The sequence below is a fragment of the Pseudomonas sp. SCB32 genome (assembly GCF_009189165.1).
Lineage (GTDB): Bacteria > Pseudomonadota > Gammaproteobacteria > Pseudomonadales > Pseudomonadaceae > Pseudomonas.
This window is the reverse complement of record NZ_CP045118.1, coordinates 2,463,529-2,482,661: the sequence shown is the minus strand read 5'-3', so window position 1 is coordinate 2,482,661 and position 19,133 is coordinate 2,463,529. Positions and strand designations below refer to the sequence as shown.

Genomic DNA, 19,133 nt, shown 5'->3' with positions numbered 1-19,133 from the left:
GAGTCCATATCAAGTATCCTTTGTCGTTCAACGCGTTTTTCTCAAGGGCCCGAGTCGGGAGAATGCCGTCCATCGCATTCCATTACCCGGAGCCCCACCTCATGCCCCTCGCACTCCTGGCGCTGACACTCAGCGCCTTCGCCATCGGCACGACGGAGTTCGTCATCGTCGGCCTGATCCCCACCATCGCCGGCGACCTCGGCGTAACCCTGCCCTCCGCCGGCCTGCTGGTCAGCCTCTACGCCCTGAGCGTGGCCATCGGCGCGCCGCTGCTCACCGCCCTCACCGGCCGCATCCCGCGCAAGGCGCTGCTGGTCGGCCTGATGGCGCTGTTCACTGTCGGCAACCTGGTGGCCTGGCAGGCGCCCAGCTATGAATCGTTGATCATCGCGCGCATCCTCACCGGCCTCGCCCACGGCGTGTTCTTCTCGGTCGGCTCGATCATCGCCACCAACCTGGTGAGCAAGGACAAGGCCGCCAGTGCGATCGCCACCATGTTCAGTGGCATGACCGTGGCCTTCGTCACCGGCATCCCGCTGGGCACCTTCATCGGCCAGCACCTGGGCTGGCGCGTGACCTTCCTGGTGGTCGCCGCCTTCGGCGTTGTCGCCCTGCTCGGCAGCCTGCTGTTCGTGCCGAAGAACATCCAGCACACCCCGCCAGCGCCGCTGCTGCGCCAGGCCCGCGTGCTGATGCAGCCGCGCCTGCTGCTGGTCTACGCGATGACGGCTGTTGGCTACGGCGGCTCGTTGATCGCCTTCACCTTCCTAGCGCCCATCCTCCAGGACCTGGCCGGTTTCAGCCCGAACATGGTCGGCGTGGTACTCCTGGCCTACGGTGTCTCGGTCGCCATCGGCAACATCTGGGGTGGTCGCCTGGCCGACAAGCGCGGCCCGGTGACAGCGCTGAAAATCATCTTCGGCCTGCTGGCGGCGGTGCTGCTGGTGCTGACCTTCACCGCCGGCAACCCGTGGCTGGTAGTACTGACCGTGCTGGCGTGGGGCGCCGTGGCCTTCGGCAACGTGCCGGGCCTGCAGGTGTATGTGGTGCAACAGGCCGAGCGCGTGGCGCCGGATGCGGTGGACGTGGCCTCGGGCTTCAACATCGCCGCCTTCAACCTCGGCGTGGCCGGCGGTTCCTGGGCCGGCGGCCTGGTGGTGAGCCACCTGGGCCTGGGCCATACGCCCTGGATCGCCGCCGTGGTGACCCTTGCCGCCTTCGGCCTGACCGCCCTGAGCGGTCGCCTGGACCGCAACGAGCACATCACCCGCTCGGAAAACCTGGCCTCGGCCTGAGACCAATCCGACCAGCCGCCCTTCGTGGGCGGCTTTGCCGTTTCCAAGGAGTCCTCATGAGTGCAACCTCCTACGCCGCCTGGACCTGGACGCCCGGCGCCGGTCTCGACGGCCTCGATCTCACCCTCCTGCCACTGCCCACGCCCGGCCCGGATGAGGTGCTGGTCGCCAACACCGCCATCGCCCTGAATCCGGTGGACTGGAAGATGATCGACTGGGGCCGCGACGACTGGCGGCAAGGCCAGGTGCCCGGGGTGGATGGCGTCGGCCGGGTCGTCGCCGTCGGCAGCGCAGTGAACCTGCGCGTTGGCACCCGTATCGCCTACCACCAGGCGCTGTCCCGTGGCGGCAGCTTCGCCGAATACACCCTGCTGGACGCCCACGCGGTGCACCCGGTGCCGGACGCCCTGGACGACGCCACCGCCGCCAGCCTGCCTTGCCCCGGCCTGACCGCCTGGCAGGCGTTGGACAAACTCCCGGCCTGCAGCAACCGTGACGTGCTGGTGACCGGTGCCGGCGGTGCGGTGGGCTACCTGCTGGCGCAACTGGCCGTGCAGCGCGGCCTGCGCGTGTGGGTGACGGCCGCTGGGAAGCACCGCGAGCACCTGCTGCAACTGGGCATTTCTGGCGTGTTCGACTACCGCGACACGCAGTGGTCCGCACGCTTGCGTGAAGCCCTCGGCCCGTGCCGCCTGCATGCGGTGTTCGACACTGTCAGCGGTAGCCACGCCGCGAGCCTCGCCCCGCTTTTGGGCTACAACGGCCATCTGGTGTGCATCCAGGATCGTCAGGAAACAGCGCCGCTGCCGGCCTTCAGCACCGCCATCTCGCTACATGAAGTAGCGCTCAACAGCATCCACGCCCACGGCGATGCGCTGGATTGGCAGGAACTGCGCCAAGCGGCGGCCAGCCTGATGGGCGGCGTTGCCGAAGGACGCCTGCAAGCACCGGCAATACAGTTCTTCGACTTCGCCGAGCTGCCTGAAGCGCTGCGGCGCTTGAAGTCCGGCCACGGCAGCGGTAAATGGATCACTCGTCTTTCTGCGCCGGCGATCAACGCCTGAGACATCTTTCGCAGGAGCGACCCTCGGTGTAGGAGCGGGCCATGCCCGCGATCGCGCCCATGGGGCGCTCCTACAGGACAACGACCCATCTCACCGAACAGGAGAACATCATGGATCTGGGTATCAAGGGCCGCTGGGCCGTGGTCTGTGCCGCCAGCAAGGGGCTCGGCAAGGGCTGCGCACTGGCGCTGGCCCGCGAAGGCGTGAACCTGGCGATCAACGCCCGTGACGTCGACACGCTCGCCGCCACCGCCGCGCAGTTGCGCCAACTGGGTGTGGAAGTCCGCGAAGTGGCCGGCGACATCAGCCAGCCGGAGGTCCGCGCCGCGCTGCTGGCCGCCTGTCCGCAGGTGGACATCCTGGTCAACAACGCCGGCGGCCCGCCGCCCGGCGACTTCCGCAACTGGGAACGCGAGGACTGGCTGCGCGCCCTGGACCTGAACATGCTCACCCCCATCGAGCTGATCAAGGCCACCATCGACGGCATGGCCGAGCGCGGCTTCGGGCGCATCGTCAACATCACCTCCGGCGCGGTGAAGGCCCCCATCGATACCCTCGGCCTGTCCAACGGCGCACGCAGCGGCCTGACCGGCTTCGTCGCCGGCCTCGCCCGCCAGCCACGGGTAGCCGCCAGCAACGTGACCATCAACGGTCTGCTGCCCGGCTCCTTCGACACGGATCGCCTGCGCAGCGGCTTCCATCGGGCGGCCGAACTCAGCGGACGCAACGAAAGCGATGTGGTCGACGCGAGCCGCCAGGAAATCCCAGCCGGTCGCTTCGGCACCGCCGAGGAGTTCGGCGCCTTCTGCGCCTTCCTGTGCAGCGCGCAGGCGGGCTACCTGACCGGGCAGAACTTGCTGCTGGATGGCGGGGCGTATCCGGGGACGTTCTGACCCTTGCTGACCCCGCCGTAGGAGCGGACTCCGGCCGCGATGGGTGGGCGTGGCACCTTCCGGAAGACCGGAGCTGTGTTTTAGCCGATCGCGGACAGAGTCCGCTCCTACATCGTTTTCTGGGTGATTCCCCTTCGGGCCAGCGCAAGCGCTGTTCGCGATGAAGCCGCGTCCCGCGTTCGCGGGGATGACGTGTGCAGAGGGCGATGCATGACACCGTCACTCCCGCGAACGCGGGACAGCGCTTGCGCTGAACGCACTTCAGTGCGGCCCGAAGGGGGAGCGCAGCGAATAGCCCAAAAGACAGTTGCTCCTACGCACGCTGGAATATCGGCGCTGACCTGTAGGAGCGGGCCCATGGGGCGCTCCTGCAAGGGACATCGCAGCTTCAAGCCCCTACAATCCACCCCGCCGCTCCCGAACAGGCCAACCGATGAAAGCCCACTCCGACGAACTCAAGACCTTCGCCACGGTGATCGACTGCGGTTCCATCACCGCCGCCTCCGAGCAGTTGGGCCTCACCCCCTCGGCCGTCAGCCGCGCGCTGTCGAAGCTGGAGGAAAAGCTCGGCACCACCCTGCTCAACCGCACCACGCGGCGGATGAAGCTGACCGAGGAAGGTGAGTTCTTCCTCGAACACGCCCGGCACATCCTTGAGCAGATGGACGCCCTGGAAGAGCGCCTCGCCCTGCGCCAGCAGTCCCCCGCCGGACGCCTGCGGATCAACGCCGCCTCGCCCTTCATGCTGCACGCCGTGGTGCCGCACATCGGCGCCTTCCGCGAGCGCTACCCGGACATCGAGCTGCAGCTCAACACCAACGACCTGAACATCGACCTGCTGGAACAGAGCACCGACATCGCCATCCGCATCGGCCAGCTCGCCGACTCCAGCCTGCACGCCCGCCCCCTGGGCAGCAGCCGGCTGAACCTGCTGGCCTCGCCGGAGTACCTGGAACGCCACGGCATGCCGGGTGACCTGGACGAACTGCTGGGCCGCACCCTGCTCGGTTTCACCCAGCCCGAGGCGCTGAACGTCTGGCCGCTGCGCCATGCCGGCGGCGACACCCTGGCAATCACCCCGCAGCTCTCCGCCTCCAGCGGCGAAACCCTGCGCCAGCTGGCCCTGAGCGGCCAGGGCATCGCCTGCCTGGCGGGCTTCATGACGGGCGAAGATATCCGCGCCGGGCGCCTGGTGCGGGTGCTGCCGGAACTGACCTGCGAACGCCGACAGCCGATCCACGCGGTGTACTACCGCAACTCGCAGCTGGCGCTGCGTATCCAGTGCTTCCTCGACTTCATCCAGGAGCGCCTGGCGCAGTCGCAGGACAACGCCGGCTGAGGCGCGAAGAAATCCCGCAACCCCGGCAATCCTCGACCACACTGACTTGACCAGCCCCGGCCCTGCGCCGGGGTTTTCGTCACGTCGATACGAGGGGCCGGCATGCCATCGCTGCTGTTATATCTGCGCGCTGTCATTCATCCGGGCAGGGATACCCTGCTGTTCGCCCTGCGTACCGTGCTGGCCGGGCTGCTGACCCTGTACCTGGCGTTCCTGCTCGATCTGGAGCAGCCCAAGTGGGCGACCATGACGGTGGTGATCATCAGCACCCCGCTGGCCGGCATGACCCTGCAGAAAAGCTTCTCCCAGGTGATCGGCACCACCATCGGCGCCTTCGTCGCGGTGGCGATCATGGCGCTGTTCCCGCAGGCGCCGCTGCCCTTCGTCGTCACCCTGGCGGCCTGGCTGGCAATCTGTACCGCCGGCGGCACGCTGCTGCGCTTCACCCACTCCCAGGCCTTCGTGCTCAGCGGCTTCACTGCGGTGATCGTCGCCCTGCTCGCCCAGCCCGCTCCCGACTCCACCTACACCCTGGCCATCACCCGGGTCACCGAGACCCTGCTCGGGGTCGCCTGCGTGACCCTGGTCAGCCTGTTCTTCGCCCGCCCGCAGAGTGTGGCGCGCGGCTACTTCGCCAAGGTCGACCAGCTCATCCGGCTGATCGCCGTACACGCCGCGGCAGTGATCCGTGGCGAGGAGGCCGAAGAGGACTTCCAGCACCGGCAGATGCAGCTGCTGGGCGAGATTTCCGCGCTGGAGATGCTGCGCCGTCACCTCTATTTCGACGCCCCGCGCCTGCGCGGTTCCGATGAGCTGGTGCAGTTGCTGGCCAACCAGATGGTGCTGATGACCTCGCGGCTGGCCATCCTGCGCCGCCAGCTCAAGCTGATCGAGGACCGTCTCACCGGCCCGCTGCCGGAATCGGTGCGACGCCTGCGCGAGGACGAACTGGCCTGCCTGGAGGAACTGGCCGAATACGGCCGCGCCCTGCCCGCCCCGGCGCGCAAGCGCATCACCCGCCTGCGCCAGCGCTTCGACGCCGCCGCGCGCCAGGCCGAGGAGCTGGCCGACGGCCTGCCCACCTCGCTGCGCTCCCTGGCCTGGGCGCTGCGCTTCGAGCAGGCGCGACTGATGCAGCAGCTGGATGAGATGATCGAGCTGAGCGATGCGATCCAGGACGGCCGGCCGGGCAGCCGCATTTCCCACCGCGGCCAGGCGCACGCCCTGCACCTGGATTTTCACCTCGCGCTGATGAATGCCAGCCGTGCCTTCATCGCCCTCTGCTGCGCCGGCTGGATCTGGGTGGAAACCGCCTGGGACGGCGCCCGCGCCGGGATGATCCTGGTGGGCATCCTGTGCTCCATGCTGGCAACCTTCCCGCGCCCGCTGCTGGCCAGCCAGGCGTACCTGCGCGGGCTGGCCCTGGCGCTGGTGGCTGCGGCGCTGCTGCAGTTCCTGCTGCTGCCCAGCGTCAGCGACTTCGAGATGCTCGCGCTGTTCCTCACCCCGCTGCTGTACGTGATCGCGGTCGGGCTGGCCAACCCGCAGACCGCCGGGATCGGCATCGGCCTGGGGCTGTCCACCTTCCTGCTGGTGGGCCCGCAGAACCAGGGCGCCTGGATCAACACCTCGCTGCAATGGTTCGAGTTCGCCGGCGGCTATGTCTGCGCTGGCGTGCTGGCGTTGCTGGTGTACGCCTGGGTGTTCCCATTTGATGCCGATGCACGCCTGCGCCGCCAGTCGCGGCGCACCCGCGCCGAGGTGCGCGCGGTGCTGCTGTCCAAGCCCAGCGAGGCGCGCCGCTTCCTTTTCGAAAGCCGCATGGTGGACCGCCTGGCGATCATGCTCGGGCTGCTGCCGGCCGCCCGTGACAGCCTGTCTGGCGAGCGCTTCCAGTGCAGCCTGGCGAGCATGACCCTGGGCGTGGTGCTGCACCAGCTGCGCCGCGAGAGCCTTAACGCCGACGGCCTGCCGGAGCTGCTGCGCGAGCGCCTGTCGCTGGTGCTCGACGAACTCGCCGCCTGCCTCGACCAGCCCCCCACGGCGCCCCTGCAACGAGTGTTGCCGGCCATGCGCGAGCTGGGCGCGGAGCTGGACGAGCTGCAAGGCGAGAACACCTACTCCGGTGGCGAAGCCATGCGCCCGGTGTTCGTCAGCGGCGTGGCGCTGCTGGTGGCCGCCGCCCTGCTGGAGCGCTTCCGCGACCTCTACAGCGAAGCTGCCCGCTTCCACGACGACCCCGGGGAACAGCCGCTCCATGCCCGTTGATATCGAACTGGGCGGCGTCTACCTGCCGCCACTGGCCCAGGCCCTGATCCTGGCCCTGCCGATCTTCCTGCTGCTGGACTGGGCGCTGCGCCGCCTGGGCGTGCTGCGCCTGGTCTGGCACGAAGCGCTGTTCGAAGGCGCGCTCTACACCTGCATCTGCGCCAGCCTGATCCTGCTGATGGGGGCATTGCACTGACATGCCCGATCTTCGCAAGGCGCTCCCGCCGCTGATCACCCTTGCCGTGGTGGCGCTCGCCCTGGTGCTGGGCAGTTACGCCTGGGTCTATTACACCCGCGCGCCCTGGACCCGCGACGCCCGCGTGCGGGCCGACGTAGTGACGCTGTCGGCGGACGTCACCGGGCGCATCGTCGAGCTGCGCGTGCAGGACAACCAGCACGTGAGCAAGGGCGACCTGCTGCTGACCATCGACCCCGCTCGCTACGAACTGGCGGTGCAGCACGCCGAACGCGCGGTGGAAGTGGCGCGAGCGGCACTGGGCCAGTCGCAGGCGTCCATCGTCGCCAACCAGGCGCTGCTGCATCAGCGCCAGAACGAGGAAGCCAGGCGGCGGGCGCTGAAGGCGCGCTCGGCGATCTCCAACGAGGAATGGGAGAAAGCCAGTACCGACGTCGCCGTGGCCGAGGCCCAGCTGCTGCGCGAACAGGCCAACCTGGGCCTGGCCCAGGCCAATGTCAGCCTGTCCGAAGCGGCATTGCGCCAGGCGCGCCTGGACCTGGAACGTACCCGCGTGCTGGCGCCGGTGAACGGCTACGTGACCAACCTGCTGACCCGCGCCGGCGACTACGCCACCGCCGGCGCCGCACTGGTCGCGATAGTGGACAGCGACTCCTTCCATGTCAGCGGCTACTTCGAGGAAACCAAGCTGCCGCGCATCCATGAAGGCGACCGGGTGCGCGTCGAGCTGATGAGCGGGGAGCGCTTCGACGGCACCGTGGAAAGCATCGCGTTCGCCATCACCGACCGCGAGAACCTGCCCGGCAGCCGCCTGCTGGCCAACATCAACCCGACCTACACCTGGGTCAAGCTGGCCCAGCGCATCCCGGTACGCATCGCCATCGACCCCGCCTATGCCGGACGCGACCGCCTGCGCGCCGGGACCACCGCCACGGTCAGCGTGGAAGAGTCCATTCGCTAGGTGAGCGCGACGCCATCAACCTGTAACACATTTGTCATCTATGCTGGTGCAGCATGCCCGCGCCCACCCACGCCACCGGCACTCAACCAGGGATCACCGTGAACCCCACCCACGCCGTACGATCCATCGCCGGAACCCCGTATCTGGCCATCCTGCTGCTGACCGTCATCACCCTGGCGCTGTGCGCCTGGCGATCGATCGTCCCGCAGTCACTGGACAACCCCGACGGCAGCGCCTTCCAGCAACGCTGGAGGCAAGGCCAGGTGATCCTGCTGATCCGCCACCTGGAGCGCTGCGACCGCTCCAGCGCCCCCTGCCTGGGCGCGCCCGACGGCATCACCGCCCGCGCGGCGGAGCTGGCCAGGGGGCTCGGCCAGGCCATCACCCACTACGGCCTGGCGGCAACCGACATCTACAGCAGCCCGCTGACCCGTACCGCGCAGACGGCGGACCTGATGTTCAACCAGGCGGTCACCCGCCAGGACTGGCTCGTCACCTGCAAGAACGACGACCTGCTGGGCCAGATCCGCCAGCACAAGACCGCCCACCGCAACCTGGTGCTGGTGACCCACAGCGAGTGCTTCGACCGCCTGATGCAGAATCTCGACACGGCCGAAGGTGAAACGCCCGAATACGGCGAGACCCTGGTGCTATTCGACAACGACGGCCAGTCGCCATGGGTCGCCGGAGAGATCGAGGCCCCTGACTGGGTGAAACTGGCTCCGCAACCAAACGCCGGCTGAGACTGCTGCCAGAAGCGTTTTTCTATGCCATCTTTTGCGCATCGTCCCACGGAGAGGCGCGATGCCCGCCCTGCTCACCCAACACCCCCTGTTTGCCACCCCGGCGCTGCTACTGCTCGACCTGCTGCTCTGGCGCCTGCTCGGCACGGCCCATCCGCACTGGCGCCTGACGGTACGTGTGCTGTTCTTCCTGCTCTTCAGCCTGCTGCTGTTCAACGCCGGGATGAACCCGCTGGGTGCCGCGCCCTGGACCGATGACCTGCCCAGCCACATGGTCGCCACTGGCGTGCAGATCGTCTGGTGGCTGTTCGCCGCGCGCTGCCTGACCGTGGTGCTCGGCTTCCTCCTGGTGCAACGCGTCGGCCACGCCGGGCGTCTGCTGCAGGATGTGATCGGCGCGCTGATCTTCCTCATCGCCAGCATCGCCGCCGCCGGCTACGTGCTGGAGCTGCCGGTGAAGGGCCTGCTGGCCACCTCCGGGGTAGTCGCCATCGTCCTCGGCCTGGCGCTGCAGAGCACGCTGAGCGACGTGTTCTCCGGCATCGTGCTCAACACCACCAAGCCGTACCAGCTGGGCGACTGGATTTCCATCGACGGCATCGAAGGCAAGGTCACCGAGATCGACTGGCGCTCCACCTACCTGCAGACCGCCCAGGGCACCCTGGCGGTAGTACCCAACTCCCTCGCGGCCAAGGCCAAGGTGCTCAATCTCAGCCGGCCGGCGAACCTCTATGGCCTGAGCCTGAGCCTGACCCTCAGCCCACGGGTACGCCCGCGCAAGGCCATCGACGCGCTGGAGCGCGCCCTGGGCGGTTGCCGCATGCTGCTGGCCAACCCGGCGCCGACGGTGAGCGTGCGCAAGGCCGACCCCAATGGCGTGGAATACGAGCTCAACGGCTTCGTCGTGGCGATGGGCGAAAAGCGCGAGGCGCGCAACCAGCTCTTCGACCTCGCCTTCCGCCACCTGCAGGCCGCCGGCATCGAGCTGCTCAGCGAACTCGAAGTCCCCGCCCGCGAACACGCCAATCGCGCCCGCGCGCTGCTGGTGCGCTCCGGCCTGTTCGACGCCCTGGCCGATGCCGAGCGCGACGAACTCGCGGCCACCATGCAGCGCCGCCCCTTCAAGTCCGGCGATGTGCTGCTGGCGGCTGGCGACGTCAGCGACCAGTTGCTGATCATCGACACCGGGGTGGTCAGCGTGACCCTGCCCCACGGCGGGCAACCCCTCGAAGCCGGGCGCATGGGACCGGGCGAAGTGATCGGCGAGGCTGGTGTGCTCAGCGGCTCCGCCTGGCAGGCGCAGTTCACCGCGCTCAGCGATGGCGCGGTGTATCGCCTCGACAAGGCCGTGCTCGCCCCTTGCCTGGAAGCCCGCCAGGAGATCGCCGAAGCCATGACCCGGCTGCTCACCTTCCGCCAGAAGGCCAGCGCGGCCCTGTTGGTGGAGCAACCGGCGGCGGCGCCACAGCGCGGCCTGATGGCCTGGCTGAAGCAGTACGCCGGGGGCCGCTACAAGGCTTGAGTCGACCAGGCGCCGGGCGACGTTTCCGGGCGCGCGCTGAGCTGGCCGCCTGGCATCAAGCTCGGTCGGCCGAACTGAGGTCGACCGCCCGCAGGCACGCCAGCGGCACCCAGCCTGATTCGCCGCCGGCCCGGCAGCACCAGCGCCAGCCACCCAGATCCCGGCCACCCTCCAGCCGCTCGCCAACCTCGACATCGAGCTCGCGGGCGGTATAGTCCTCCGTTGCGATTCCGCTACCCGGTGCGGTCAGCCGGAAAACCTGCGCCGGCACCCAGCCATCCTTCTGCCCGGAGGTCGAGCAGAAGTACCAGTCCTGCCAGCCTTCCCCGCCTTCATAGCGCTCACCCACGGTCAGAGCCGCGCCGCTGGCGAAGGTGATCGGTTCGGGATATGCGCTGCGGTGGGGCTGGATGACGTCGTACTGCATGGGCGTGCTCCTGATTCCCTGGAAGGGTCGATGGTAACGCTCAGAGCGCGTCGTGGAAGATCACCCCGAGGGTGAAGCGCTGACCACTGCGCAGGCGGCTGACACCGTGGCGCAGGTTCACCCGGTGGTAGCCACGCACGCCCGCCACCGGCCGCTGGGCCACGGCGAACACCACGGCATCGCCCTGCCTGAGCGGCACCACTTCCACCCGCGACTGCATGCGCGGCCGTTGCTCGGTGAGGACGAACTCGCCGCCCTCGAACTCCTCGCCGGGTCGGGACAGCAGGATGGCAACCTGCAATGGAAAGGCCAGTTCGCCGTAGAGATCCTGGTGCAGGCAGTTGTAATCGCCGACGCCGTAGCGCAGGAGCAAGGGCGTTGGTCGCACCTGGCCGGCGCCGTGGCATTGGGCGAGAAAGTCGGCGTGCTTCTCCGGGTAGTCGATTCCGGTTTCCATGCGCTCGTGCCAGGTATTGGCGATGCTCCGCAACGGCGGGTAGAAGGCCTCGCGAAGGGCCTGCACCAACGCCGGCAAGGGATAGGCGAAGTAGCGGTACTCGCCCAGGCCGAAATTGTGCCGGGCCATCACCACCCGACTGCGGAATCCCGTGTCCTGGTCGTAGAGCGCGCGCAATGCCTCGCACTGGGCCGAACTGAGCAGGCCGGGAATCAGCGCCTGGCCACTGGCGTCGAGTTGCGCGGCCAGGCTCGGCCAGTCCAGTTCGCCGATTTGTCGTGCAAGTGCGGTCATGGGTGTGCTCCGGTCGGTCATGCCGCCAGTCTAGGTCTGCGCGCTGGTCGTTGTTTGCCGCGGCTGACTTTCAAAGTCGCGTTAAGATGACAGCTCCGATGAATAACCCAGCGCCCGCCATGAGCCTCGACGACCAGACCCTGCGCGATATTTCCCGGCTGACCCTGGAGCATTACCAGGCCACCGCAAACGCCTTCCGCGAAGGCACCTGGGAGCACGATGTCAGCCAGAACATCGCCGCCCTGCTGCGCCATATCCAGGCCGAGCCGCCTTTTGCCCTGCTCGATTTCGGCTGCGGCCCCGGCCGCGACCTGTGCGTGTTCCGCTCCATGGGCCACACGCCGGTCGGGCTGGACGGTTGCCCGAACTTCGTCGCCATGGCCCGTGAAGCCAGCGGGTGCGAGGTATGGCAGCAGGACTTCCTCGCCCTCGACCTGCCCGCCGGGCACTTCGATGGCATCTATGCCAATGCCAGCCTGTTCCATGTGCCACGCCAGGAGCTGCCGCGCGTGCTCGGCCAGTTGCACGCCGCACTGAAGCCGGGCGGCGTGCTGTTCGCCTCCAACCCGCGTGGCGAAAACGCCGAGGGCTGGAACGGGCCGCGCTACGGTTCCTATCACGATTGGGAGAACTGGAAGCAGTTGCTGGAGGCCGCCAGCTTTGCGGAGCTGGAACACTACTACCGGCCGGCGGGGCTGCCGCGTGAGCAGCAGCCTTGGTTGGCGAGTGTGTGGCGGAAGGTGTAGTCGTCGGGCTGTTCGCGGGCATGGCCCGCTCCTGCTAGAGCCGCACTGCACTCAACCTGTAGGAGCGGGCCATGCCCGCTTCTACGGTGTTTTCTGGGTCCCCGCGTTCGCGGGGATGACATGTGCGGGAGGGCGATACCTTACACCGTCATTCCCGCCAACGCGGGAGCCCAGAAGACATTGATCCTACGTCGGCGGATCAGCCCTTCGCCGCCCAGGCATTGAAGCGCTGTTCCAGGTCTTCGCCATGATCCACCCAGAAGGCGAAGTTCACCGGCACCGCCTGCTCCAGGTTCGCCGGCGCCGTATTCAGCCGCTCCACCAGTTTCGGATCGAGCAGCGAGGTGGTGCCCAGGTTGACCGAGCCATAGCCCAGCTTCACGGTATGGATCTTCTGCTGCTCGGGCTTCAGCGAGAAGGCGATGAAGTCCTCGGCGGCCTTCTTGTTCGGGCTGCCCTTGGGAATGGCCCAGGAGTCGATGGCGTACAGGCTGCCATTCCACACCACCTTCATCGGCGCGCCCTCTTCCTGGGCGGCGAATACGCGGCCGTTGTACGCGGTGCTCATCACCACGTCACCACTGGCGAGGAACTGCATCGGCTGGGCGCCGGATTCCCACCACTGGATCGACGGCTTGATCTGGTCGAGCTTCCGGAAGGCGCGGTCCACGCCTTCGTTCGTCGCCAGCACCTTGTACAGGTCTTCCTTCTTCACCCCATCAGCCAGCAGGGCGATTTCCAGGGTGTATTTGGCGCCCTTGCGCAGCGAGCGCTTGCCGGGGAATTTCTGCGTATCCCAGAAATCCGCCCAACCGGTCGGGCCGTTGGGCAGGCGCTTGGCGTCATAGGCCATGGCCATCGACCACACCAGCAGGCCGGCGCCGCAATCGGAGACGGTGCCTGGCACGTAGTCCCCGGTCTTGCCCAGCTTCGCCGGGTCGAGCGGTTCGAACAGGCCTTCCTCGCAGCCGCGCAGCAGCTCCGGCCCTTCGACCTGCACGACGTCCCAGTTGACGCTGCCGGTGTCGACCATGGCCTTGATCTTGCCCATCTCACCGTTGTACTCGCCGGCGATCACCTTCATCCCCTCGGCTTTCTCGAAGGGTTTGTAGAACGCTTCGGTCTGCACGTCCTTGCTCGTGCCGCCGAAGGAGATCACGGTCAGGTCCGCGGCCATGGCGCCGGACGCCACGCCCATGAGCAGGGCTCCCAGAATAGGGTTCTTCATTTCCACCTCTTGGCTTTGTTGTTGGCAGATAGGTAAAGCACGCAGGCGCCCGGCCTCTGCGGGCCGGGACACGGTAACAGGGTCAAGTACGGTAGACGGCCTCACCGTCCTCGATCAGGCGCAGCGCCGATTCCCAGGCCAGCAGGTGCAGGCCGTCGGTCAGCGCCTCCTCCTCTTGCACGGCGACGCGCTCGCACACCGCGGGCGGCGGGTAGCGCAGCTGGCGGCCGCCGGCCAGGGCCTGGACCTGTGCCTGGCAGGCGCGTTCGAGGAAGTAGATCTGGTTGAAGGCTTCAGCGATGCAGCGGCCGGTGGCCAGCAAGCCGTGGTTGCGCAGGATCATCACCATGTGGCTGCCCAGGTCGTTGACCAGGCGGGAGCGCTCTTCCGGGTCCAGGGCGATGCCTTCGTAGTCGTGGTAGCCCAGGCGGTTGTAGAACTTCAGCGCGTGCTGACTGATCGGCAGCAAGCCGTCTTCCTGGGCGGACACGGCGATACCGGCGGCGGTGTGGGTGTGGATCACGCAGGCCACGTCTTCACGGGCGGCATGCACGGCCGAGTGGATGTTGAAGCCGGCGCGGTTGACGCTCTTTGGGCCGAAGCGCGGGTCGATGACGTCACCGGCGTGGTCGACCTTCACCAGGTCCGAGGCACGCATTTCGTGGAACAGCACGCCATAGCGATTGATCAGGTAATGCCCCGGCTCGCCCGGCACCCGCGCGGAGATATGGGTATCGATGTGATCGGTCCAGCGGAAATGCGCGATCAGCCGGTACAGCGCGGCGAGGTCGCAACGCGCCTGCCACTCTTCGGCGGAAATACTCGACGGGTCGATGTTGTAAGCTGTGTCACGCATGGCGATTCCTTGTTATCAGGCAAGTGCGGCGCACTGCCGCATCACGGGACCGATAGTGCTGGCCCGCACGCCGGGGCGCCATGCACAGGGGCGATGGACTGCCTGCAGTGCTGTTATGGTCGCAAGACCTGTACAGATTCCCTTCCCGCTTTCATAACCAGAATCGGACCTCCGGATGCTGCTGCTCGACCCCACCTCGGACATTCCCCTGGTCACCCAGATCGTCGACGGCATCGCCCAGGCCATCGACGAGCAGCGCCTGCGCCCCGGCGCCAAGCTGCCCTCGATCCGCAAGTTCGCCCAGGCCAACGGCGTCAGCCACTTCACCGTGGTCGAGGCCTATGACCGACTGGTGGCGCGCGGCTGCCTGAACGCCGTGCCCAACGCCGGCTTCTACGTGCGCGGCCCGGCGGCCGACGACAGCGCCGGCAGCGAAGCGCCGCCGGAGTTCGATTTCGACGCGCACCTGCTGCTGCACAAGGTGTTCCAGCCGCTGGGCATGGAGCTGCGCCCCGGCGTCGGCTTGCTGCCCGAGCACTGGCTCGATGGCGAAGGCCTGCTGCGCGGGCTGCGCAGTCTGGCACGGGAGGAACCCACGCAGTTTGGTAACTACGGCCACAGCAAGGGCAATCCGAAGCTGCGCGGCAAGCTGGCTGACCGCCTGGCCGACGCCGGCGTGGCCGCCAGCCCCGAGCAGATCCTGCTGACGGCCGGCGCCAGCCAGGCGCTGGACCTGGCCGTGCGCTACCTGGTGCAGCGCGGCGACCCGGTGCTGGTGGACGAGCCGGGCTACCACAACCTGTTCCTCAACCTGCGCCTGCAGGGCGCGCAGCTGCTGGGTGTGCCGCGCAGCGCCGACGGACTGGACCTGGACCGCCTGGAGCAGTTGGCCCGCGAACACCGGCCCAAGGTCTACTTCACCCAGGCGCGGCTGCAGAGCCCCACCGGCGGCAGCCTGTCCCTGGCGGCCAGCCACCGCCTGCTGCAACTGGCGGAGAAATACGATTTCCTCATCGTCGAGAACGACATCTATGCCGACCTCGACCCCGCCGGCCAATTGCTGCTGGCCAACCTCGACCAGCTCGCGCGGGTGATCTACATCGGCAGCCTGTCGAAGGTCATCGCCCCGGCGCTGCGCACCGGCTTCATCGCCGCTCACCCGGAGCTGATCGAGGAGCTGGTGCCGCTGAAGATGGTCAGCGGCCTGACCAGCTCGGAACTCACCGAGACCCTGGCGCTGGACATCCTCCTCCAGGGTCGCCACCGCAAGCACGTGAAGCAGCTGCGCGATCAGCTCAGCGAGGCCCACGACAGCGTGGCGCGGCGCCTGGAGGCGGCAGGCCTGAAGATCTTCCATGAGCCGCGCGCGGGATTGTTCCTCTGGGCCCGGCACCGCGCCGTGGACGACGCCACCCTGCTCGCCGGTCGCGCCAAGGAAGCGAAGATCCTGCTGTTCCCCGGCCAGCTGTTCATGCCCGACGGCCGCAGCGTGCCTTGGATGCGCTTCAACGTCGCGCATTCGCTGGATGAGCGGCTTTACGCTTTTCTCGCAGCGCAGAGCGAGAGCACCTTGTAGGAGCGAGCTTGCTCGCGAACGGACTCCCCGGAAGCGCTGGCGCCAGGGCGGATCGCGAGCAAGCTCGCTTCTACGCGGGTTTCAACGCAGCGGGGACTGGCGGTCACAAAAAATAGGGTCGCCGAGTCCAAGGAAGAAGAGCCGGAATTTCGCCGGCCACGTCAGGAGGACACCGTGAAATTCCCCACCTTCGAACCCGAGCAACTGCAGCGCGCCCAGCAAGGCGAACCCACTGCCCTCGACGCACTGCTGCTGGCCTTGCAGGCTCCGGTCTACAACCTCGCCCTGCGCATGCTCGGCCGCCGTGAAGACGCCCAGGACGCCAGCCAGGAAATCCTCCTGCGCATTACCACGCATCTCGCCAGCTTCCGTGGCGACAGCCTGTTTTCCACCTGGGCCTTCCGCATCGCCAGCAATGCGCTGCTGACGGCGCGCACCAAGGTCCGCGAGACACCCACCGTGTCGCTGGAGGCCCTGGCGGAAAAGCTCGACCTTGGCCTGCGCCTGGCCGACGCCAACGAACGCCCGCTGGAGCCGGCGGACAAGCTCGCCGCCGAGCGCATCGCCCTGGCCTGCACCCAGGGCATGCTGATGTGCCTGGAGCGCGAACAGCGCCTGGCCTATGTGCTGGACATCGCCTTCGGCCTGGATTCGGAGGCGGCGGCCGCAGTGCTGGAGATCGCCCCGGCGGCCTACCGCAAGCGCCTGTCGCGGGCGCGCCAGCGGCTGGATGAGTTCATGCAGCAGCATTGCGGGCTGGTCAATCCGCAGGCGCCCTGCTCCTGCGAACGCCAGGCCCTGGCTTTGCCGGCCGGCGCGAACGATACCCGCAAGGCCGAGAGCGAACTGCTCGCCCTCACCCGCCTGGCGGACGCGGCGGCGGTGTTCCGCGCCCATCCGGATTATCAGGTGCCCCAGCGGGTGATCGAGACCGTGCGTGCCGTGCTGCAGCAGCACAGCGGAGGCTGGCAATGAACGCGATCGCGGATCTCGGCTACCCAGAAGGTTTCCAGCCGCTGCAACGGCGCAGCCCGCTGCTCGACCTGCTCGGGCCATTCCTGGTGCGCGGCGAAGGCGATTTGCTGGAACTGGGCCTGTTGCTCGACGAGCGCCACACCAACAGCCGGGGCGGCGTGCACGGCGGCATTCTCGCCACGCTGGCGGACATCGGCATGGGCTACGCCATGGCTTTCGCCAGCCAGCCGCCGCAACCGCTGGTCACCGCCAGCCTGACCCTGAACTACGTCTCCAGCGCGCAGGTCGGCGACTGGCTGAGCATCCGCCTGCTGCACAGCCGGCGCGGCAGGCAGATGGCCTTTGCCAATGCCCTGCTGTCGGTGGGTGACAAGGTGGTGGCCCAGGCCAGCGCGGTATTCGCGGTGCCAACTGAACGCTGATCCGCCAGATATCGCCAGAGCCCGCGCCAGGCCTTAGACTTGCCGCCCATCAGCAACCGCCAGCAAGAGATCACTATGGGCGCCCAGTGGAAAGCCAAACATAAAGAAGCCGCAGCCAACGCCAAGGGCCGCGTGTTCGGCAAACTGTCGAAGGAAATCATGATCGCCGCGCGCAACGGCGCCGACCCCGACATGAACCCGAAACTGCGTCTCGTGGTGGAACAGGCGAAGAAGGCCTCCATGCCGCGCGACACCCTGGAGCGTGCGATCAAGAAAGGCGCCGGCCTGCTGGACGGCGGCGCCAGCTTCGAGCGCGTGGTCTACGAAGGCTTCGCCCCGCACCGCGTGCCGGTGATCGTCGAGTGCCTGACCGACAACGTGAACCGCACCGTTGCGGAAATCCGCGTTCTGTTCCGCAAGGGCCAGTTGGGCGCCTCCGGCTCGGTGGCCTGGGACTTCGATTACCTGGGCATGGTCGAGGCCACCCCGGCCAGCGCTGACGCCGATCCGGAACTGGCCGCCATCGAAGCCGGCGCCCAGGACTTCGAGCCGGGCGAGGAAGACGGCGACACCCTGTTCCTCACCGACTCCACCGATCTGGATGCCGTCTGCCGCGCCCTGCCGGAGCACGGCTTCACCGTGGCCTCGGCCAAGCTGGGCTACAAGGCGAAGAACCCGGTCAGCCTGTCCGACGCCGAACTGGAAGAAGTCGAAGCCTTCCTCGATGCCCTGGACGGCAACGACGACGTGCAGAACCTTTACGTCGGATTGGCGTAATGCAGACGGGCGGCCAAATGGCCGCCCGTTTTCGTTGAGGCGGACGTTGTCCGCCCTTCGCGGGCATGGCCCGCTCCTACACAGGCGTCAATCTGTAGGAGCGGGCCATGCCCGCGATCAGCGCGCCACGCGCGCTCGAATCGCGCGCACTACCCCACCCGCCCCATCAACACCTCCTGGCTCCCCTCCGCCTTCTCCCGCAGAAAATCCCAGGTGGTGCGCATCCGCGCGATGTCCTTGAGCTCGGTGGGCATCAGCATCCAGAAGGTCCGCACGAATTCGATCTCCCCCGCCAGCACCGGCTGCAGCGACAGGTCTTCGCTCGCCGCGAACGCCGGAAGGATCGCCAGCCCCGCGCCCTGCGCCACCGCGCGCTGCTGGGCGAGGATGCTGGTGCAGCGCAGCGCCATGTGCAGCGGCCGGCCGATCTCGTCGAGGTATTGCAGCTCCTTGCTGTAGAGCAGGTCGTCGACGTAACCGACCAGCGCGTGCTCGCGCAGGTCGTCGCGGTTGCGGATCGGCCCGCGCTCGGCGAGATAGTCCTTCGAGGCGTACAGGCGCAGCACGTAGTCGGTCAGCCGGGTAATGATGTACGGCCCACGGCCGGGGCGCTCCAGGGTGATCACGATGTCCGCCTCGTGGCGCGACAGCTGCAACGCGCGCGGCACCGCCAGCAGGTCAACGCCCAGGTGCGGGTGGCGCCGGTTCAGTTCCACCAGTTGCGAGGTCAGCAGCGTCGAGCCATAGCCCTCGGTGGCGCCGATGCGCACCTTGCCGGAAAGATTGTCCTCGGCTCCCGCCAGGCGTTTCTCAATCACCTTGCAGGCGCTTTCCATCGCCTCGGCCTGGGGCAGCAGGCCGTGGCCGGCTTCGGTCAGCCGGTAGCCGCCCGGCTCGCGCACCAGCAGTTGCGCGCCAATACTCTTCTCCAGCGCCTGCAACCGGCGGGCGACCGTGGTGTGGTCCACGCCCAGGCGACGGGCGGCGACGGTGAGCTTGCCGGCGCGGGAGAGTTCGAGGAAGAAACGCAGGTTATCCCAATCCATGATCGCCCCACCGTGCGGCTACTGTGCAAAAACGCAGACCATACTTGC

At 67.8% G+C, this 19,133-nt stretch carries 19 protein-coding genes; 14 read left to right on the top strand and 5 right to left on the bottom strand.

The features are described from left to right. Positions 1-101: 101 nt before the first annotated feature. The 9 genes from GA645_RS11725 to GA645_RS11685 all read left to right on the top strand — a co-directional run bounded on the left by GA645_RS11725 (position 102) and on the right by GA645_RS11685 (position 10,281). Positions 102-1,295: an MFS transporter gene (locus tag GA645_RS11725; RefSeq protein ID WP_152222891.1), complete on the top strand. Its 1,194-nt coding sequence runs from the start codon at positions 102-104 to the stop codon at positions 1,293-1,295. Between the two features lie 56 nt (positions 1,296-1,351). Beyond that, positions 1,352-2,359: a zinc-binding dehydrogenase gene (locus tag GA645_RS11720; RefSeq protein WP_152222889.1), complete on the top strand. Its 1,008-nt coding sequence runs from the start codon at positions 1,352-1,354 to the stop codon at positions 2,357-2,359. A 110-nt stretch (positions 2,360-2,469) separates the two neighbouring features. After that, complete coding sequence (locus tag GA645_RS11715) at positions 2,470-3,252, top strand: SDR family oxidoreductase (RefSeq protein ID WP_152228049.1); 783 nt, start codon at positions 2,470-2,472, stop codon at positions 3,250-3,252. A gap of 433 nt (positions 3,253-3,685) precedes the next feature. After that, a complete protein-coding gene (locus GA645_RS11710) occupies positions 3,686-4,591 on the top strand; it encodes a LysR family transcriptional regulator (RefSeq protein WP_152222887.1) in 906 nt (301 codons plus the stop codon). 102 nt (positions 4,592-4,693) lie between these two features. Continuing rightward, complete coding sequence (locus GA645_RS11705; RefSeq protein ID WP_152222885.1) at positions 4,694-6,859, top strand: FUSC family protein; 2,166 nt, start codon at positions 4,694-4,696, stop codon at positions 6,857-6,859. Next, complete coding sequence (locus GA645_RS11700) at positions 6,849-7,055, top strand: DUF1656 domain-containing protein (protein WP_152222883.1); 207 nt, start codon at positions 6,849-6,851, stop codon at positions 7,053-7,055. Before GA645_RS11705 ends, GA645_RS11700 begins: the two co-directional genes overlap by 11 nt. 1 nt (position 7,056) lies before the next feature. After that, positions 7,057-8,016: an HlyD family secretion protein gene (locus GA645_RS11695; protein WP_152222881.1), complete on the top strand. Its 960-nt coding sequence runs from the start codon at positions 7,057-7,059 to the stop codon at positions 8,014-8,016. Between the two features lie 53 nt (positions 8,017-8,069). Continuing rightward, positions 8,070-8,759 (top strand): histidine phosphatase family protein, encoded by a 690-nt coding sequence (locus GA645_RS11690; protein ID WP_152222879.1) that lies wholly within the window; start codon positions 8,070-8,072, stop codon positions 8,757-8,759. Between the two features lie 61 nt (positions 8,760-8,820). Continuing rightward, positions 8,821-10,281 (top strand): mechanosensitive ion channel domain-containing protein, encoded by a 1,461-nt coding sequence (locus GA645_RS11685; protein WP_152222877.1) that lies wholly within the window; start codon positions 8,821-8,823, stop codon positions 10,279-10,281. A gap of 55 nt (positions 10,282-10,336) precedes the next feature. Here GA645_RS11685 and GA645_RS11680 read toward each other — a convergent pair whose 3' ends face one another. After that, on the bottom strand, positions 10,337-10,708 hold the full coding sequence (locus tag GA645_RS11680; protein ID WP_152222875.1) for an SH3 domain-containing protein: 372 nt from the start codon (positions 10,706-10,708) through the stop codon (positions 10,337-10,339). Between the two features lie 40 nt (positions 10,709-10,748). Beyond that, positions 10,749-11,459 carry a 2OG-Fe(II) oxygenase gene (locus GA645_RS11675; protein ID WP_152222873.1) on the bottom strand — a complete coding sequence of 237 codons (711 nt, stop codon included), beginning with the start codon at positions 11,457-11,459 and terminating at the stop codon, positions 10,749-10,751. Between the two features lie 119 nt (positions 11,460-11,578). Here GA645_RS11675 and GA645_RS11670 point away from each other — a divergent pair, with 119 nt between their 5' ends. Further along, a complete protein-coding gene (locus GA645_RS11670; protein ID WP_152228046.1) occupies positions 11,579-12,205 on the top strand; it encodes a bifunctional 2-polyprenyl-6-hydroxyphenol methylase/3-demethylubiquinol 3-O-methyltransferase UbiG in 627 nt (208 codons plus the stop codon). Positions 12,206-12,404: 199 nt separating this feature from the next. Here the strand turns inward: GA645_RS11670 and GA645_RS11665 are convergent, their stop codons facing one another. Together GA645_RS11665 and GA645_RS11660 are read right to left on the bottom strand one after the other, a co-directional pair. Beyond that, positions 12,405-13,433 (bottom strand): ABC transporter substrate-binding protein, encoded by a 1,029-nt coding sequence (locus GA645_RS11665; protein ID WP_152222871.1) that lies wholly within the window; start codon positions 13,431-13,433, stop codon positions 12,405-12,407. Between the two features lie 82 nt (positions 13,434-13,515). Next, entirely contained in the window at positions 13,516-14,289 is a 774-nt protein-coding gene (locus GA645_RS11660) for a class II aldolase/adducin family protein (RefSeq protein WP_152222869.1), read from the bottom strand. Between the two features lie 175 nt (positions 14,290-14,464). Between GA645_RS11660 and GA645_RS11655 the strand changes: the two genes are divergently transcribed. The 4 genes from GA645_RS11655 to GA645_RS11640 all read left to right on the top strand — a co-directional run bounded on the left by GA645_RS11655 (position 14,465) and on the right by GA645_RS11640 (position 18,039). Next, on the top strand, positions 14,465-15,865 hold the full coding sequence (locus tag GA645_RS11655) for a PLP-dependent aminotransferase family protein (protein WP_152222867.1): 1,401 nt from the start codon (positions 14,465-14,467) through the stop codon (positions 15,863-15,865). Positions 15,866-16,039: 174 nt separating this feature from the next. Then, a complete protein-coding gene (locus GA645_RS11650) occupies positions 16,040-16,840 on the top strand; it encodes an RNA polymerase sigma factor (RefSeq protein WP_178119521.1) in 801 nt (266 codons plus the stop codon). After that, positions 16,837-17,262, top strand: coding sequence for a PaaI family thioesterase (locus GA645_RS11645; RefSeq protein ID WP_152222863.1), 426 nt, complete (start codon positions 16,837-16,839; stop codon positions 17,260-17,262). The genes GA645_RS11650 and GA645_RS11645 overlap by 4 nt, the downstream gene beginning before the upstream one ends. A gap of 75 nt (positions 17,263-17,337) precedes the next feature. Continuing rightward, a complete protein-coding gene (locus GA645_RS11640; RefSeq protein WP_152222861.1) occupies positions 17,338-18,039 on the top strand; it encodes a YebC/PmpR family DNA-binding transcriptional regulator in 702 nt (233 codons plus the stop codon). Positions 18,040-18,188: 149 nt separating this feature from the next. Here the strand turns inward: GA645_RS11640 and GA645_RS11635 are convergent, their stop codons facing one another. Further along, the gene (locus GA645_RS11635; protein WP_152222859.1) at positions 18,189-19,085 is read right to left on the bottom strand and encodes a LysR family transcriptional regulator; all 897 of its coding nucleotides are present in this window, start codon (positions 19,083-19,085) and stop codon (positions 18,189-18,191) included. Positions 19,086-19,133 lie beyond the last annotated feature (48 nt).

What these genes read in the sequence shown, in the direction of transcription:
- GA645_RS11635 (WP_152222859.1), bottom strand. Translation starts at nt 19,085, where the DNA reads ATGGATTGGGATAACCTGCGTTTCTTCCTCGAACTCTCCCGCGCCGGC.
- GA645_RS11715 (WP_152228049.1), top strand. Translation starts at nt 2,470, where the DNA reads ATGGATCTGGGTATCAAGGGCCGCTGGGCCGTGGTCTGTGCCGCCAGC.
- GA645_RS11690 (WP_152222879.1), top strand. Translation starts at nt 8,070, where the DNA reads ATGCCCGCGCCCACCCACGCCACCGGCACTCAACCAGGGATCACCGTG.
- GA645_RS11705 (WP_152222885.1), top strand. Translation starts at nt 4,694, where the DNA reads ATGCCATCGCTGCTGTTATATCTGCGCGCTGTCATTCATCCGGGCAGG.
- GA645_RS11670 (WP_152228046.1), top strand. Translation starts at nt 11,579, where the DNA reads ATGAGCCTCGACGACCAGACCCTGCGCGATATTTCCCGGCTGACCCTG.
- GA645_RS11655 (WP_152222867.1), top strand. Translation starts at nt 14,465, where the DNA reads ATGCTGCTGCTCGACCCCACCTCGGACATTCCCCTGGTCACCCAGATC.
- GA645_RS11645 (WP_152222863.1), top strand. Translation starts at nt 16,837, where the DNA reads ATGAACGCGATCGCGGATCTCGGCTACCCAGAAGGTTTCCAGCCGCTG.
- GA645_RS11700 (WP_152222883.1), top strand. Translation starts at nt 6,849, where the DNA reads ATGCCCGTTGATATCGAACTGGGCGGCGTCTACCTGCCGCCACTGGCC.
- GA645_RS11680 (WP_152222875.1), bottom strand. Translation starts at nt 10,708, where the DNA reads ATGCAGTACGACGTCATCCAGCCCCACCGCAGCGCATATCCCGAACCG.
- GA645_RS11640 (WP_152222861.1), top strand. Translation starts at nt 17,338, where the DNA reads ATGGGCGCCCAGTGGAAAGCCAAACATAAAGAAGCCGCAGCCAACGCC.
- GA645_RS11695 (WP_152222881.1), top strand. Translation starts at nt 7,057, where the DNA reads ATGCCCGATCTTCGCAAGGCGCTCCCGCCGCTGATCACCCTTGCCGTG.
- GA645_RS11685 (WP_152222877.1), top strand. Translation starts at nt 8,821, where the DNA reads ATGCCCGCCCTGCTCACCCAACACCCCCTGTTTGCCACCCCGGCGCTG.
- GA645_RS11675 (WP_152222873.1), bottom strand. Translation starts at nt 11,459, where the DNA reads ATGACCGCACTTGCACGACAAATCGGCGAACTGGACTGGCCGAGCCTG.
- GA645_RS11710 (WP_152222887.1), top strand. Translation starts at nt 3,686, where the DNA reads ATGAAAGCCCACTCCGACGAACTCAAGACCTTCGCCACGGTGATCGAC.
- GA645_RS11660 (WP_152222869.1), bottom strand. Translation starts at nt 14,289, where the DNA reads ATGCGTGACACAGCTTACAACATCGACCCGTCGAGTATTTCCGCCGAA.
- GA645_RS11725 (WP_152222891.1), top strand. Translation starts at nt 102, where the DNA reads ATGCCCCTCGCACTCCTGGCGCTGACACTCAGCGCCTTCGCCATCGGC.
- GA645_RS11720 (WP_152222889.1), top strand. Translation starts at nt 1,352, where the DNA reads ATGAGTGCAACCTCCTACGCCGCCTGGACCTGGACGCCCGGCGCCGGT.
- GA645_RS11665 (WP_152222871.1), bottom strand. Translation starts at nt 13,433, where the DNA reads ATGAAGAACCCTATTCTGGGAGCCCTGCTCATGGGCGTGGCGTCCGGC.